Source organism: Streptomyces sp. STAM6, assembly GCF_054963715.1.
The window spans coordinates 1-16,430 of sequence record NZ_JBUEFZ010000003.1 but is presented as its reverse complement, the minus strand read 5'-3'; the positions used below and the strand labels follow the sequence as shown (position 1 = coordinate 16,430).

10 protein-coding genes are annotated in these 16,430 nt (G+C 73.4%); 3 read left to right on the top strand and 7 right to left on the bottom strand.

The features are described 5' to 3' along the window. Position 1: 1 nt before the first annotated feature. Together ACY34K_RS04860 and ACY34K_RS04855 are read right to left on the bottom strand one after the other, a co-directional pair. The gene (locus ACY34K_RS04860; protein ID WP_462744055.1) at positions 2 to 3,529 is read right to left on the bottom strand and encodes an ATP-dependent helicase; all 3,528 of its coding nucleotides are present in this window, start codon (positions 3,527 to 3,529) and stop codon (positions 2 to 4) included. Positions 3,530 to 3,633: 104 nt separating this feature from the next. Then, entirely contained in the window at positions 3,634 to 4,011 is a 378-nt protein-coding gene (locus ACY34K_RS04855; RefSeq protein ID WP_462744053.1) for an MGMT family protein, read from the bottom strand. A gap of 233 nt (positions 4,012 to 4,244) precedes the next feature. Here ACY34K_RS04855 and ACY34K_RS04850 point away from each other — a divergent pair, with 233 nt between their 5' ends. From ACY34K_RS04850 to ACY34K_RS04840, 3 genes are all read left to right on the top strand, one after another. Further along, on the top strand, positions 4,245 to 6,881 hold the full coding sequence (locus ACY34K_RS04850) for a lysylphosphatidylglycerol synthase domain-containing protein (protein ID WP_462744052.1): 2,637 nt from the start codon (positions 4,245 to 4,247) through the stop codon (positions 6,879 to 6,881). A 222-nt stretch (positions 6,882 to 7,103) separates the two neighbouring features. Next, positions 7,104 to 8,702 carry an alpha/beta hydrolase gene (locus ACY34K_RS04845; protein ID WP_462744050.1) on the top strand — a complete coding sequence of 533 codons (1,599 nt, stop codon included), beginning with the start codon at positions 7,104 to 7,106 and terminating at the stop codon, positions 8,700 to 8,702. A gap of 80 nt (positions 8,703 to 8,782) precedes the next feature. Further along, positions 8,783 to 10,297 (top strand): alpha/beta hydrolase, encoded by a 1,515-nt coding sequence (locus tag ACY34K_RS04840; protein WP_462744048.1) that lies wholly within the window; start codon positions 8,783 to 8,785, stop codon positions 10,295 to 10,297. A 94-nt stretch (positions 10,298 to 10,391) separates the two neighbouring features. On the opposite strand, the gene moeZ is transcribed toward ACY34K_RS04840, so the two are convergent. The 5 genes from moeZ to ACY34K_RS04815 all read right to left on the bottom strand — a co-directional run bounded on the left by moeZ (position 10,392) and on the right by ACY34K_RS04815 (position 16,345). Further along, entirely contained in the window at positions 10,392 to 11,570 is a 1,179-nt protein-coding gene (gene moeZ / locus ACY34K_RS04835) for an adenylyltransferase/sulfurtransferase MoeZ (RefSeq protein ID WP_462744046.1), read from the bottom strand. A gap of 65 nt (positions 11,571 to 11,635) precedes the next feature. Continuing rightward, positions 11,636 to 12,388 (bottom strand): spherulation-specific family 4 protein, encoded by a 753-nt coding sequence (locus tag ACY34K_RS04830; protein WP_462744044.1) that lies wholly within the window; start codon positions 12,386 to 12,388, stop codon positions 11,636 to 11,638. After that, entirely contained in the window at positions 12,376 to 13,335 is a 960-nt protein-coding gene (locus ACY34K_RS04825; RefSeq protein WP_462744042.1) for an NAD-dependent epimerase/dehydratase family protein, read from the bottom strand. Before ACY34K_RS04825 ends, ACY34K_RS04830 begins: the two co-directional genes overlap by 13 nt. 162 nt (positions 13,336 to 13,497) lie before the next feature. Next, positions 13,498 to 14,664 carry a hypothetical protein gene (locus tag ACY34K_RS04820; RefSeq protein ID WP_462744040.1) on the bottom strand — a complete coding sequence of 389 codons (1,167 nt, stop codon included), beginning with the start codon at positions 14,662 to 14,664 and terminating at the stop codon, positions 13,498 to 13,500. Between the two features lie 13 nt (positions 14,665 to 14,677). Next, positions 14,678 to 16,345 (bottom strand): DUF3492 domain-containing protein, encoded by a 1,668-nt coding sequence (locus tag ACY34K_RS04815; RefSeq protein ID WP_462744038.1) that lies wholly within the window; start codon positions 16,343 to 16,345, stop codon positions 14,678 to 14,680. Between the last annotated feature and the right edge of the window lie 85 nt (positions 16,346 to 16,430).

The following is a 16,430-nucleotide window of genomic DNA, read 5'->3' as shown; positions in this document are numbered from 1 at the left end:
CTCATTCGACGATGTGGCGGCCCTCGGGGCGGGCGCTGCACGAGGCCCGGAACGCGCAGTGGTCGCACTGCTTGCCGCTGGACGGGGTGAACCGCTCGTCGAGGACGCGGCCGGCGGCGGTGGCGAGGAGGTCGCCCACCCACGTGCCGTCGAGGGGTTCCTGCGCCTGGACCCTGGGCAGCCGCTCGCCGCCCTCCTTCTTGGGGGCGGCCTGGCGCAGGTGCACCAGTTCCGCGCCGCCGGGCTCGGGGCGGCGGCCGTCGAAGACCTCGTCCACGGCGCCCTCGCGGACGGCGAGCTGGTAGACGGCGAGCTGGGGGTGGCGGGCCACCTCGTCCTTGGTGGGGGCCTGCTTGCCGGTCTTGAAGTCGACGACGTACGCGCGTCCGTGCTCGTCGGTCTCGACCCGGTCCATGGAGCCCCGGATGCGCACCTCGTACTCCCCCGCTTCGAGGGTGACGTCGAAGTCGTGCTCGGTGGCGGCGGGGGTGCGTCCGCCTCGGTCCATCACGTGCCAGCGCAGGAAGCGTTCCAGCGCCACGCGCGCGTGCTCCTTCTCCTGGGCGGACTTCCAGGGCGCGTCGAAGGCGAGGGCGTCCCACACGGAGTCGAGCCGCTCCATGAGGACGGCGAGGTCGGCCGGGGTACGGCCGGAGGCGACCTCGTCGGCGAGGACGTGGACGACGTTGCCGAAGCCCTGGGCGGCGGTGGCGGGCGCGTCCGCCTTGACCTCGCGGCCGAGGAACCATTGCAGGGCACAGGTGTTGGCCAGCTGGTCCAGGGCGCTGCCGGAGAGCGCGACGGGACGGTCGCGGTCGCGCAGGGGCGCGGCGGAGTGCGTCGGGTCGTACAGGCCCCACCAGCGGTACGGGTGGGCGGCGGGCACCAGCGGCTGGCCCTCCTCGTCGGTGAGGGCGGCGAGGCGGGCGAGGCGCCGGGCGGCGGCGTCCCGCAGCGCGGGGGACGCGTCCGGGTCGACGGTGGTGGCCCGCAGCTCCGCCACGAGGGCCGCCACGGCGAGGGGCCGGCGGGGGCGGCCGGTGACGTCCTTGGGCTCCACACCGAGCTCGGTGAGGAAGCGGGAGGGCTGGTCGCCGTCGTCGGCGGGGGCCTTGACCGCGGTCACGACGAGGCGGTCGCGCGCCCGGGTGGCGGCGACGTAGAACAGGCGGCGTTCCTCGGCGAGGAGGGCGCCCGGAGTGAGGGGCTCGGCGATGCCGTCGCGGCCGATGCGGTCGGCTTCGAGGAGGGAACCGCGGCGGCGCAGATCGGGCCAGAGTCCCTCCTGTACGCCGGCCACGACGACCAGGCTCCACTCCAGTCCCTTGGAGCGGTGCGCGGTCATGAGCCGGACGGCGTCGGGGCGGACGGGCCGCTTGGAGAGCGTGTCGGCGGCGATGTCCTGGGCGTCGAGTTCTTCGAGGAAGTTGAGGGCGCCTCGGCCGCCGGTGCGCTCCTCGGCACGCGCGGCGGTGTCGAAGAGGGCGCACACGGCGTCGAGGTCGCGGTCGGCGTTGCGGCCGGCCGCGCCGCCGCGGAGCGCGGAGCGCTGCAGCCGGGCGGGCCAGGGGGTGCCGTCCCACAGGAGCCAGAGCGCCTCTTCGGCGGTGCCGCCGTGCGCGAGCAGCTCGCGGGTGCGGCGCAGGAGGTCGCCGAGGCGCTGGGCACCGCGCGCGTAGGCGGGGTCGTGCGCGACGAGCCGTTCGGGTTCGGCGAGCGCCCGGGCGAGCAGGACGTCGGACGGCGGCGGCACCTTGTTGCCCCCGGCCCGTTCCTCGTCCCGCAGTGCCCGCCCCAGCCTGCGCAGGTCGGCTGCGTCCATGCCACCGAGGGGCGAGGTGAGCAGGCTGATGGCCGTCTCGGCGTCCAGCCACGTGCCGGAGTCCGCGGGCGTCGTCCCGGCCGACGGGCTTCCCGGGCCCGCCGCGCCGGACCCGCCCGGCTCCGCGCCGGCGGCCGGGCTCCCCGTCCCGTCGGTCGCGCCGGCGTCGGCACCCGCGTCCCCGGCGGCCTCTTCGGCCCGCCGGCCGTCGGCCACCGCGCGCGTGGACGCCGTCTTCGCCGGGTCCGGGGCCTCGGCCCCGGCCCCCGCGTCCGGGTGTGTCTCCGGCCGCGGCGGTGTGTCACCGGCCGGGGTGGCGGACGGTGCGGGGTGGAGCGAGGCCCGGGCCGTGGCACGCAGGGCCGTCAGGAGGGGGGTGACGGCGGGCTCGTGGCGGAGGGGCAGGTCGTTGCCGTCGATCTCCAGGGGGACGCCCGCCGAGGTGAGGGCGCGGCGGACGGTGGGGATGGTGCGGCCGCCGGCCCGGACCAGGACCGCCATCTCGTTCCAGGGGACGCCGTCCTCCAGGTGGGCCCGGCGGAGAATGTCCGCGATGTTGTCGAGTTCGGTGGAGGCGGTCGGGAAGGTGTACGTCTCGACTCGTCCACCGCCGCGTGTGGCGGCCGGGTCGCGGTGGGCGCGGGCCTTGTCGGCGGGCAGCCGCGGCAGCGGCATCCTCGCGGTCAGCAGTCGGGTCGCCGCCAGCAGGCCGGCGCCCGAGCGGCGCGAGGTGGTGAGGACGGCGACCGGCGCCGGGGTGCCGTCGGCCCGGGGGAAGGTGTCGGGGAAGTCCAGGATGCCGTTGACGTCGGCGCCCCGGAACGCGTAGATCGACTGGTCCGGGTCGCCGAAGGCGTACAGCGTGCGCCCGTCGCCCGCGAGGGCCCGCAGCAGCCGGACCTGCGCCGGGTCGGTGTCCTGGTACTCGTCGACAAAGACCGCGTCGTACCCGGGCAGCGCCACCGTCCCGGCCAGCAGCACCGCCCGGTGGACGAGTTCGGCGTAGTCGAGGACGCCCTGCATGTCGAGCACATCCAGGTACTCGGCCAGGAACTGGGCCGCCGCCGACCAGTCCCGGCGCCCCGTGCGGGCGGCGAAGGCGCCGAGGGCGCGCGGGCCGAGGCCCAGTTCGCGCGAGCGGGCGAGGACCGCGCGGACCTCGTCGGCGAAGCCGCGCGTGGTCAGGCAGGAGCGCAGCTCGTCGGGCCAGCTGATCCGGGCCAGGCCCTCCTTTTCGAGGCCGAGCTGGCCTTCGAGCAGCTCACGCACGGCGAGGTCCTGCTCGGGCCCGGAGAGCAGCCGCAGCGGTTCGGAGAAGAGTCCGGCGTCCTGGTGGGCGCGGACCAGGGCGTAACAGAAGGAGTGGAAGGTGGTGGCCTGCGGTGCCTCTGTACCGCCGAGCCGAGCCGTCATCCGGTCCCGCAGCTCGACCGCGGCCTTGCGGCTGAAGGTCAGCACCAGGATCCGTTCGGGGTCGGTGCCCTTCGCGACGCGGGCCGCGACCGCCTCCACCAGCGTGGTCGTCTTGCCCGTCCCGGGGCCGGCCAGCACCAGGAGCGGCCCCGTGCCATGGTCAACCACGGCGCGCTGCGATGCGTCCAGGAGAGGGGGATCCACGGGGACCGGCGGGGTACGAACCAGTCGGTACGCGCCCGGGGTCCGCCCACGGTTGTGCGTACGCCCGGTGGTGATGGAGGAGGAGCTCACGTGGATCGCCGGTCCTGGTGGGTGTGCTGGTGGTGAGGAGGAACGTTACGCGTACTCCGTACGGCTTCCGGAGTGCTCGCCCCGCCCCCGGATGGCCCAAGCTGTCAGGTGTGAGCCATCGCACTCGCCCCGCCGGCCGCCTCTCCCCCGCCGTCCCACCGGGCCCGCCTCATGTCGAGGCGCGGCAGGTGGTCGCCGGCGTCACGGGTGGCCTCCTTCAGCGGGGTGCCCTCCTCCCGGTAGTGGCCGAGGGCGCGCAGCTCGTGGCCGGGCAGCAGCTGTCCGTCCGCCCGCACCACACGCCACCAGGGCACGGCTCCGCCGTACAGCGCCATGACGCGGCCGACCTGACGCGGGCCGCCCTCACCCAGCCATTCGGCGACGTCCCCGTACGTCATCACCCGGCCGGGCGGGATGAGCTCGGTGACTTCCAGCACCCGTTCCGCGTACTCGGGAAGCTCCTGCGCAGTCATTCGGCCCATCCTGCACCACAGCACCGACAACGCGGGCAATGCACCCTGATGCCCCCCGGTCCCGCTCGGTCATGCCACCATCTTCCGGGCGGTGACTGGTGATACGAGATCAAGAAGACACAGAGACGGCGAAGGGGCAGGATGTACGGCCTCCGGCGGAGGCGGACACTCCTGAACCACAACGGCAGGACGACCGGGACCCGAGGGGTCACGGCGGCCGGGAGAACCGGCAGGACCGAGAAATGGAACGGGAACGGACATGCGCGAACGCGGAGGGGCACATCGACCGCGTCTCCGGTGACGAGCCGCTTCTCGCCGCCCGCGTCCACCGCCCGTCCGATCTGCTGCGGCTGCTCATCGGCATCCTCGCCATCGGCGTCGTCATCGCCATCGCCGCCTTCGCCCACGGCACCACGTCCGGCCTGGAACAGGACATCAGCAAGGGCACCGACCAGACCCCCGACGTGTTCGTCAAACTGGCCGGGCTCGCCTCCAGCATCGCCGTCCTGCTGGTCCCGGTCGCCTTCGCGATCGAACGGCTGATCAAGCGGGACGGACTGCGGATCGCGGACGGCGTCCTCGCCGCCGTGCTGGCGCACGGGGTCACGCTGGCCACCGACCTGTGGGTGGCGAGGGGCGCGCCCGCGACGATCCAGGACGCCCTGACCCAGCCGCAGGCGGGCGGCGGACTGACCGACCCGGTGCACGGCTATCTCGCGCCCGTCATCGCCTACATGTCGGCCGTCGGCATGGCCCGCAGGCCGCGCTGGCGGGTGGCGCTGTGGGCGGTGCTGCTGCTCGACGCGTTCACCATGCTGGTGGCCGGCTACACCACACCGCTTTCGATCATCCTGACCATCCTGATCGGCTGGACCGTCGCCTACGGCACGCTCTACGCCGTCGGTTCCCCGAACGTCCGCCCCACCGGACAGACGCTGCTCGCCGGTCTGCGCCACGTGGGCTTCCGCCCGGTCACCGCGATGCGCTCGGAGGACGTCCCGGACACCGCCGAGCAGGGCGACCGGGGCCGCCGCTATCTGGTGACGCTGGAGGAGGGCGACCCGCTCGACGTCACGGTCGTGGACCGCGAGCAGCAGGCGCAGGGCTTCTTCTACCGGGTGTGGCGCCGGATGACGCTGCGCGGTATCACCACCCGCCGCTCGCTGCAGTCGCTGCGCCAGGCCCTGGAGCAGGAGGCGCTGCTGGCGTACGCGGCGATCGCCGCCGGGGCGAACGCGCCGAAACTGATCGCCACCTCGGAGCTCGGCCCGGACGCCGTGATGCTGGTGTACGAGCACCTGGGTGCCCGTTCGCTGGACGCGCTCGCCGACGACGAGATCACCGACGAGGTCGTGCGAGGGGCCTGGGAGCAGGTGAAGGCGCTGCAGTCGCGGCGTATCGCGCACCGCAGGCTGACCGGTGACGCCCTTCTGGTGGATCGTTCCGGCAAGGTGATCATCACTGATCTGCGGGGCGGCGAGATCGCCGCCGGCGACCTGGTGCTGCGCATGGACATCGCCCAGCTGCTGACCACGCTCGGACTGCGGGTGGGCGCCGAACGGGCGGTGGCGGCGGCCGTCGAGGTGCTCGGCCCTGACGCCGTCGCGGACTGTCTGCCGCTGCTCCAGCCGATCGCGCTCAGCCGCTCGACCCGGGGGACGCTGCGCAAGCTGGCGCGCGAGCGGTCGCAGCGGGAGCGGGAGGCGGTGCTGGCGGCGTCGGAGGCGGCCCGGCAGGCCCGCATCGAGGCGCACCGGAAGACGGACGAGGAGCGCACCGAGGAGGAGAAAAGGGCCGAACGCAGGGCGGTACGCGCGGAGAAGCAGGCCGAGAAGCGAGCCCTGGAAGAGGCCCTGGAAGAGGCGCGCGAGGAGGACCTGCTCGCGCAGATCCGCCAGCAGGTGCTGCTGATCCGGCCGCAGGCGCCGGTCGAGCCGGTCCGGCTGGAGCGGATCAGGCCCCGGACGCTGATCAGCCTGATCGCCGGGGCCATCGCCGCCTACTTCCTGCTCTCGCAGATCGCCCGGACCGAGCTGTCCACCATCGGCCACGCGCACTGGGGCTGGGTGGCGGCGGCCGTGCTGTTCTCGGCCGTGAGCTATGTGGCTGCCGCGATGAGCCTGCTGGGCTTCGTGCCCGAGCGGGTGTCGTTCGTCCGGACGGTGATCGCTCAGGTCGCCGGGTCGTTCGTCAAGATCGTCGCCCCCGCCGCGGTGGGTGGCGTGGCGCTGAACACACGCTTCCTGCAGCGCTCGGGGGTCCGGCCGGGGCTGGCCGTGGCCAGTGTCGGCGCCTCGCAGCTCTTCGGTCTCGGGGCGCACATCCTGCTGCTGCTGGCCTTCGGTTATCTGACCGGCACGGAGAAGACCCAGGACTTCACGCCGTCCAGGACGGTCATCGCCGGCCTGCTGACGGTGGCGGTGCTGGTGCTGGTGGTCACCGCGATTCCGGGCCTGCGGAAGTTCGCGTCGACCCGGCTGCGCTCGCTGTTCGCGGGTGTGGTGCCGCGCATGCTGGACGTGCTGCAGCGGCCGCTGAAGCTGCTCACCGGCATCGGCGGGATGCTGCTGCTGTCGGCGGCATTCGTCCTGTGTCTGGACGCCTGCATCCGCGCCTTCGACGGCGGGCACCAGCAGCTCAGCTACGCGAGCCTGGCCGTGGTGTTCCTGGCGGGCAACGCGATCGGCTCGGCGGCGCCGACGCCGGGCGGTGTCGGCGCGGTGGAGACCGCGCTGACGTTCGGCCTGGTGACTGTCGGCGGGCTCCCCGCGGAGATCGCCGCCCCCGCCGTCCTGCTGTACCGGGTGATGACGCTGTGGCTGCCGGTGCTGCCCGGGTGGCTCTCGTTCAACTACCTGACCCGGAAGGGCGACCTCTGAGAAGGGCGACCTGAGAAGGACGACCTCGAAGGGGACGACGTCTGAGGAGGACGACGTCCGAGGAAGGCGGCCCCCAGGGCGGCCTTCTGCGGAGCGGCCCCAGACGCGGCCTCCGACGGCACCGGAGGTGCCGTGGGGGCCCACCGACGGGCCACCCGTGTGGGCCACCCGCATGGACCGCCCGCACGGGCGCCCCACGGCGGACAGGCGCACGATGGATGCATGCCGTCCACACGTGCCGCCCTGGCCGCCGTCTCGTCCCCCGTCCGGCGCGGTGCGGTGCTGGCCGCGGTGATCGTCGGCGCGCTGCTCGCCGGAGGGTGCTCCGACGACGGCGACGCGGGTGACACGGGCGAGAGTCCGGCCCGGCCCACCTCGCTCGCGGCGCAGAAGCTGACGTGGAAGCCGTGCCCGGCGCCGTCCGTGGCGGAGGGCGGCGGGACCGAGCCGTCCCCGCTGCCCGGCGGCACCCGGTGGGAGTGCTCGTTCATGAACGCCCCGCTCGACTACGCCGACCCCGACGGCGAGACCATCGAGATCGCCCTGATCCGTGCGAAGACCTCCGACCCGGAACGGCGCATCGGCTCCCTCATCTTCAACTTCGGCGGCCCCGGCGGCTCCGGCGTCACCGGCCTGCCGTCGTTCGCCAAGGAGTACGAGAAGCTGCGCACCCGCTACGACCTGGTGAGCTTCGACCCGCGCGGGGTCGGCCGCAGCGAGGGCGTGGAGTGCGAGGACGACCCGGAGCTGGACGCGTTCTACGCGCTGGACGCCACCCCCGACGACGCCGCCGAGGAGAAGGCGTACCAGGACGGGCTGCGGCGGTTCGCCGACGCCTGCGAGGAGAACTCCGGCGACGAGCTGCCCCACGTCGGCACCCTGAACGCGGCGCGGGACATGGACCTCATGCGCCAGGTACTCGGCGACGACAAGCTGTACTACTTCGGCATCTCCTACGGCACCGAGCTGGGCGGCGTGTACGCGCACCTGTTCCCCAAGGCCGTCGGACGCGCGGTCTTCGACGCCGTCGTCGACCCGGGCGGCACCGCCGAACAGGGCTCGCTGGGCCAGGCCAAGGGCTTCCAGCTGGCGCTCGACAACTTCGCCCGGGACTGCGTGTCCCGCGGCGACGCGTGCAAGCTGCCGGGCAGCACCCCCGAGGAGATCGAGTCCTTCGTCATCGGCCTGCTCGACGAACTCGACAAGAAACCCATCCCGGGCATCGGGGAGCGGGAACTCACCCAGTCGCAGGCGGCCAACGGCATCGCCCAGGCGCTGTACTCCAAGGAGTACTGGCCGTACCTCGAACAGGGCCTCGACGAGGCGGACGGCGGTGACGGCTCGCTGCTCCTCGCCCTGTCCGACTCGATGAACGGCCGCGACCAGAACGGCAACTACAGCAACGTCCAGGCGGCGAACGCGGCCATCAACTGTGTCGACAACAAGGCGCGGTACTCGCTGGAACAGACGAAGGCGAAGCTGCCGGAGTTCCGCGCGGCGTCGCCGGTGTTCGGGGAGTACCTCGGCTGGGGACTGCTGGGCTGCTCGCACTGGCCCGTCCCCGGCGGCTGGGACCACCCGGACGTCAGCGCACCCGGCTCGGCCCCGATCCTGGTCGTCGGCACGACCGGCGACCCGGCCACGCCGTACGCGGGTGCCAGGGCGATGGCGGAGGCGCTGGGCAAGGGCGTCGGCATCGAGCTGACCTACGAGGGTGAGGGGCACGGCGCGTACAACGGCGGCAATGCCTGTGTGCAGAACGCGGTGAACGGCTACCTCCTCGACGGCAGGGTGCCTGCCTCGGGAACGGTGTGCCGATAGGCCCGCCGTCCACAGGACCGGTGAGGGCGGGTGGTACCGGCCTAGGATGGCCGTTCAGCACGGGAGTGGGGTGGGAGCGCATGTCCAAGCGGACACGGACGGGAGCCCTGGTGGCAGCGGCGGCTCTGCTGGCCGGGACGGTCGCGGGCTGCGACAGCGGGACCGGAACCGACAGGGCGGGCAGCGGCGGCCCGGCGGGCGGCGGAGCCGGCCAGAAGGTGGACTGGCGGGCCTGCGAGGCGCCCGAGGGCGAGGAGGAGCCCGGCGGCGACTGGCGGTGCGCGAGCGTCAAGGTACCCCTCGATCACAAGAAGCCCGGCGGAGAGGAGATCTCCATCGCGCTGATCCGCAAGGAGGCCCGCGAGAAGGGCCGCCGGATCGGCTCGCTGCTGTTCAACTTCGGCGGACCGGGCGCCTCCGGTGTCGGCATGCTGCCCCAGTTCGCCGACGAGTACCGGGACATCAACACCCGGTACGACCTGGTGGGCTTCGATCCGCGCGGGGTCGCGCAGAGTTCCGGCGTGGTCTGCCGGGACGACAAGGAACTGGCGGCGGCCGAGAAGCGGGTCGACCTCACACCGGAGACCGACGCCGAGGTGACCGCCTTCCTCAAGGACGGCGCCGACTTCGGCAAGGGCTGCGCCACCCGCTCCGGCAAGCTGATACCGCATGTCTCCACGACCAACGCCGCGCGGGACCTGGACATCGTCCGCCAGGCGCTGGGCGACGAGAAGCTCAACTACTTCGGCATCTCCTACGGCACCCAGCTGGGTGCCACCTACGCGCACTTGTTCCCGAAGAACGTCGGACGGTTCGTCCTGGACGCGGTCGTCGACCCCACGGCCGACGCCGTGGGTCACGCCCGCAACCAGACCACCGGCTTCCAGCGGGCACTGGGCAACTACCTCGCGTCGACCGGCGAGAACCCCCAGCGGGGAACCGCGCGCGTGGCCGCGCTGCTGAAGCGGCTCGACGCGCAGCCCCTGCCGACCGGCGACGGCGGCCGGGAGCTCACCGACAGCCTGGCCCTGACGGGCATCGCGCAGGCGCTGTACGCGGAGAGCCTGTGGCCGCAACTGAAGGACGCGCTCAGCGAGGCCGAGGAGGGCAAGGGCGCCCGGCTGCTGGCGCTCGCCGACTGGTACAACGACCGTGACGAGAACGGCCACTACGGCACCGACAGCCACTCCCAGCGGTCGATCTCGTGCGCCGACAGCAACCGTCGCCCGACGGCCGGCGAAGTGCGGACGATGCTGCCGGAGTTCCGGCGGATCTCCCCGGTCTTCGGTGAGTTCCTCGCCTGGGACACGGCGGGGTGGTGCGCGGACTGGCCGGTGAAGGGCGAGTCGGCCGACTTCGAGGCGAGCGCCCCGGGCGCGGGGCCGATCCTGGTGGTGGGCACCACGGGTGACCCCGCAACGCCGTACGAGGGCGCCGAGAAGATGGCGGACGAGCTGGGCGAGGGCGTGGGTGTGCTCCTCACCAACAAGGGCGAGGGGCACGGCGCCTACGGCACGTCGGCGTGTGTGACCGGGAAGGTCAACGACTATCTGATGGACGGCAGGGTGCCGGCGAACGGCACCACCTGCTCGTAGGCGGCCGGGCGCACGAAGGGGCCGGACCCCCGAGGGTCCGGCCCCTCACACATGACCGGGTGCGGCGGCAGCGCGGTCCAGGGCGAAACACGCCCTAGTAGACCGGCTTCTCCGGCTCGATCTGGTTGACCCAGCCGATGACACCGCCGCCGACGTGGACCGCGTCGGCGAAGCCGGCGGACTTCAGCACCGCGAGGACTTCCGCACTGCGGACACCCGTCTTGCAGTGCAGGACGATGCGCCGGTCCTGCGGCAGGTCCTGGAGGGCGCTGCCCATCAGGAACTCGTTCTTCGGGATCAGCCGGGCACCGGGGATCGAGACGATCTCGTACTCGTTCGGCTCGCGGACGTCGATGATGTCGATCTTCTCGTCCGTGTCGATCCACTCCTTGAGCTGCTTGGGAGTGATCGTGGAGCCGAGCGCCGCCTCCTGGGCCTCCTCGGACACGACGCCGCAGAAGGCCTCGTAGTCGATGAGCTCGGTGACGGTCGGGTTCTCGCCGCAGACCGCGCAGTTCGGGTCCTTGCGGACCTTGACCTGGCGGTACTGCATCTCCAGGGCGTCGTAGATCATCAGTCGGCCGACCAGCGGGTCGCCCACGCCGGCCAGGACCTTGATCGCCTCGGTGACCTGGATGGAGCCGATGGACGCGCACAGGACGCCCAGCACGCCGCCCTCGGCGCAGGAGGGGACCATGCCCGGCGGCGGCGGCTCGGGGTAGAGGCAGCGGTAGCAGGGGCCGTACTCCGACCAGAAGACCGAGGCCTGGCCGTCGAACCGGTAGATCGAGCCCCAGACGTACGGCTTGTTCAGCAGCACGCACGCGTCGTTGACGAGGTAGCGCGTGGCGAAGTTGTCCGTGCCGTCGACGATCAGGTCGTACTGGCTGAAGATGTCCATCACGTTGTCGGCCTCGAGCCGCTCCTCGTGAAGGATCACGTTCACGTACGGGTTGATGCCGAGGACGCTGTCCTTCGCGGACTCGGCCTTGGAGCGGCCGATGTCGGACTGGCTGTGGATGATCTGGCGCTGCAGGTTCGACTCGTCGACCTCGTCGAACTCCACGATGCCGAGGGTGCCCACACCGGCCGCGGCCAGGTACATCAGGGCGGGCGAGCCGAGGCCGCCCGCGCCCACACAGAGTACGCGCGCGTTCTTCAGCCGCTTCTGCCCGTCCATCCCGACGTCGGGGATGATCAGGTGGCGGGAGTACCTGCGGACCTCGTCTACGGTGAGCTCGGCAGCCGGCTCGACCAGGGGTGGCAGCGACACGGAGACCTCATCAATACAGCTGGTCGGGAGTCAGTGGTTCTCTCGTAACACTGCCACGGCCCTTCTCATTCCGAGACACCCGGTCCGATCTGCGAGACGATTTCGTCCCAGTAGCCGGGCAGCGCCTCGAATGGATTGTTTTGTCCGGTGCGGTCGGTGAAGAAGATCGTCCCGGCTCCCTGCCAGCGGGCGATGCGCATCGCCTCGTCGAGATGGGTGCGCGGCACACCGTGGACCAGGTGCACGAACCGCTCGGGCGGGTGGTCCGCGGTCCACTCCGCCACTTGGGACCAGCGGTAGTCGGTCCATGGGCCGGAGAAGGTGACGAGTTGGTCGGCGATCTCCGCATAGCCGGGACACGGGTGGGTGCCGTGGCCCAGCACCAGGTGGCCGCCGTCGGCGTCCTCCAGCATCGCCTCCAGGGTGGCAGTGGCGCGTCTCACAGCGGCCAGGTCCGCCCGGTCCGTGGGACAGCGGTCCAGCAGATAGCCGTCCACCCGGTACCAGTCCAGGAACCGGTGGGCGTCGGACACGATCTCGCCGAAGGCCCGGGACCCATGAGTGAGGTCCAGATGACCGAGAACACGCACGCCCGCGTTCCGCAGTCTGCCCGCCGCCTCCAGGCAGTGCGGGTCCGGCCGGGCCCCCGGGCCGTCCGAGACGTTCAGCACGGCCCAGTGGACGGGTGTGCCGGGGCGGGTCAGCTCGGCCCATTCGACCGGTGCGAGGAGGGGATGGGCGTAACCGGGGACACCGAAGCCCAGCCGTTCCGCACCGGTCGCGGACAGCTCGGTGCCCGTGCTGGTCAGATGCGGCACGCGGCCTCCATCCAGATGTCGGCGAGCGACTCCTCCAGGTTGATCCGGGGCCGCCAGCCGAGCCGGTCGCGCGCGGTGCGGACGTCCGCCTGCTGCCAGCCGCCGCAGCCGTCCGGGTAGGGATAGGGGCCGGCGGACAGGTGCTCCGGGCCGTGCCCGTCGCGCTGGACGCCGATGGCGGGCCGGGCCGGCGGGCCGTCCAGCTCGTGCAGGGCACCGCCGTAACCGGCGACGCGGGCGAGCACGGCGGCGGCGTCGCGGAGCCGTACGGCGCGGCCGGTGCCGATGTTGACCACGCCCTGGGCGGCGGAGAGGGAGGCGGCGTGCACGGCCCGCGCCACATCGCGAACGTCGACGAAGTCGCGCTGCACACCGAGGCCGCCGAGCTTCAGCTCGCCGTCGCCGGACTGCATGGCGCGGCGCATCGCCTCGGCGAGCCGGCCGAGTGGTGATCCGGCCGGGGTCCCGGGGCCGACGGGTGAGAAGACCCTCAGGACGACCGCGTCGAGGCCGGAGCCCAGGACCAGTTCGGTGGCGGCGAGCTTGGACACGCCGTAGGGACCGCCGGGGCGGGGCACGGCGTCCTCGGCGGTCGACGAACCGGGCTGGGAGGGGCCGTACTCGGAGGCGCAGCCGATCTGCACCAGGCGCGCCCCGCAACCACTGCGGCGCAGTGCCTCGCAGACGGTGGCGACGGCGACGGTGTTGTGCCGGGTCAGCTCGCGGGCGCCGCCCCGGGTCGCCCCGGCGCAATTGATCACGACCCCGGGGTGGACGGCGTCCAGGAAGCGGGTGAGCGCGCCGGGGCTGCCGCCGGCGAGGTCGAAGCGCACATCGGCGTCGTCCCCGCGCCCGAGGGCGGTCAGGTGCACGGCCGGGTCGGCCAGCAGCCGGTCGGCGACGAAACGGCCGAGGAATCCATTGGCACCGAGCAGCAGCACCCTCATCGCGCGGCCCCCTCGCGGCGACGGGTCGTGGCAGGGGATTGGGGGGTCATGTCTCTTCTCTCCTTGATGGTGTCGCGTCGGGTGGTACGGCTGGTGCTGCAGGGGGCTGGGTGTCCCGGTGGCGGTGCCGCGTCCCCGGCGGGCGTGCCGCCCGCCGGGAGATCAGGGGGTGGCGTGGGCGGAGGCCCGGGTGAGGACGGCGGCGGCGTGCGCGAGCAGGGCGAGGGCGGCGGCGCCGCAGACGAGGGCGGGTACGGCTCCGGCGCCCCAGCTCCCGACGACCGCCTGGACAGGCCGGCCCAGCCAGTCGCAGCCGGGAACGCGCCCGGCGAGCACGGAGGCGAGGGCGAGCACTTCGGCGGAGCTCGCGGCGAGGAGGCCGGTGGCGGCGGCCTCGGCGTAGCCGTGGACGGTGAGGAGCCGGGCGAGGAAGAGCAGGGCGCCGAGGGCGGCGGTGCCGGCGAGCGCGGCGCCGGCCCGCCCGCCCCCGGGCCCCCCGCCGACGATCCGGTCGAGAACGAGAGCGACGAGGACCAGCAGCGCCGCCAGGGCCGCCAGGTAGCACCCGACGACACCGAGGAGCAGGGGCCGCGTCCCGGCGGCGAAGTCCTCCAGTCCGCGGCTGCCGGCGAGTCTGCGCCGTGCCCGTACGGCGAAGGTCCGGGCGCACCAGGCCGCGGGGGCGACCGCGAAGGCCAGCCCGAGCAGCGGCCCGGCGTCCGGCGCCCGGAGTTCGTCGGGGCCGCCCGAGACGAGCCGGGCCAGCAGACTGTCACCGCACACGGCGTAGCCGAGGAGCCAGCAGGTCCAGGCGCGGGTGCCGGGCACTCTGCGTCCCGGGGCGCGCAGGGGGCCACGGCGCAGACAGCCGAGGAGCGCCACGGCGAGACCGACGGCGCCCGCGGCGCCGACGGTGAGCCGCAGGAGCCCGTCGGTGACGGCGAGACCGGCGAAGACGAGCGCGCCGACGGCTCCGGGCAGCAGTGCGAGGGCCCGGTCGGCGCGGGACCCTTCGTCGTCCGGCCCGGCGGCGGTGCGGGGGTTCCCGGTGGTGCCGGTCCGGCCGCCGCCGTCACCACCGCCGCCACCGCGGCTGTCGGTGCCGGCCTCGCTGCCGCTGTCGCCGTCGCCGTCGCGCGGCACGCGCGCGTAGAGCTCCTCGGCGAGCGAGAAGACATCGCGGTGCCGGAACCGGGCGGCGGTACGGTCGGTGACGCCGTGGGCCTCCAGTCCGGCGGCGATCTCCAGCGGGTCGACGGCCCGCCGGCACAGTCGGCGGTGGCGGTGGAGAAGGGCCTTGACGGGGTCGGCGGGTCCTCTCCGGGGCATGGTCCTGCCGGCCTCAGGCATCGCCGTCCCCCGATCCCGTACGGGCGACGGCGGGCTGCCCCGCCCATGCGGGGAGCACGCCGCGGCACCCGGCACGGCCGGTCCAGTGGCCCGGCAGGAACGCCTCGGCGGGCCGGCCGAAGGGACGCGGTTGGCCCGAGGCGCCGATACCCTCCGCCTCCCGGTGGACCGGCGCGCGGGAGATGAGCTCCAGGTAGATCCCGCGGAATGCCGACAGGTTCTGTTCGACGGTGAAGAGTTCGAGCGCCCGGGCGCGGGCGGCGGCACCGAGCCGTTCGCGCCGGCCGGGATCGGCCAGCAGCGCGAGGCAGGCGTCGGCGAGTGCCTGTGGATTGCGCGGGGGCACCACCAGCCCCGTGCCTCCGATGACCTCGACGACGGCACCCACGTCCGTGGAGACGGTGGCGCGGCCGCAGAACATGGCCTCGACGAGGCTGACGGGGAATCCCTCGACGACGCTCGAGAGCACGACGACAGCGCCCGAGGCGTACGCCTCGGCGAGATCGGGGGCGTCGGGGCCGCCGATCTCCTCGAAGGAGACCGGGTTGTCGCCGACGGCGTGTGCGTCGGCGGCCTCGTCGGGGAAGAGCTGGGCGGCGAGCGCCTTGCAGTGCCCGAGGTACGCGTCGGCTCCCGGGTCCTGCACGGGCGCGAACACGATCCTGAGCCGCGCCGCCGGCTGCGCCCGGCGGATCTCCGCGAAGGCGTGCAGCAGGGCGATCAGGTCCTTGGCGGGCTCGATCCGCCCGACCCAGACGAGGGTGTGCGGGTCGCCGCTGTCGCCCCCCTCGCCGACGGCGGCGAACCGGTCGGCCTCCATCCCGGGGTGGACCGTGCGCAGTTTGGTCCGGTCGGCGCCGCACTTCTCCTGCCAGCGGCGGGCGTGGCCGTTGCCGGGGGTGATCACGGCGGCTTGGTGGTAGACCTCGGCGGCGAGCCGGCCGTGGAAGGCGGCGAGCAGGGTGCGCACGGGTGTGCTGAGGGGCGCGTCGGTGGTCGCCAGATAGTGCGCGCGGAGCTGGACGCCGTACTCGGTGACCAGCAGCGGGACACCGAAGAAGCGTTTGGCCAACAAGCCGGGAAGGGCCGCTGTGCCGCCGGACGCGGCGTGGCAGAGGTCGACCGCGCCGAGGCTGTCCGTGTCGTACCAGTCCAGGGAGAGCGGGCGCAGGGCGCGCTCCAGCCGGTCGACAAAGGCGAGATGGTCGGGCACCGTCGCGCCGTGCAGCCCGCGGCGTGCGCCGCGGGCGCGGCAGGCGGACTCCAGGGCGCGGACGGCGACTTCGGAGCGCAGGGCGGCGTACAGTCCGCCCCGCTCGCGGGCCAGCTCGGCGAGCCCGTACAGGCCTTCCGCGAAGCCGTTCCCGTCGCTGCCGCAGACCGCGGCGACCAGGTGGCCGAAGTGGGTGGCGAAGCGCCGGCGGTCGCGCCGGCCGTAGCTGCGGCCGTCGTCCTCGGGCGTCCAGAGCGGGGCCGTGCGCACGCGCTGGACGTGCGGGGGCAGCGGCATCCAGCCGCCGTCCTCCTGCTGGGCGCTGCGGCTGAGGGCGTAGATGTCGAACTCGTGCCGAGCGAGCCCGCGCACGAGCCGGTCGCACCAGAGCCTGGACTCACCCGAGGCGTACGGGTAGCCACCTTCGGTGAGCAGTCCGATCCGCAATGAGCACACCCCCGATCTTCCTTTCCCGCGGCCGTCGTTGGTCCGGCGACTCGCAGCGGGACGACGTTAAGCGGATATACCGGTG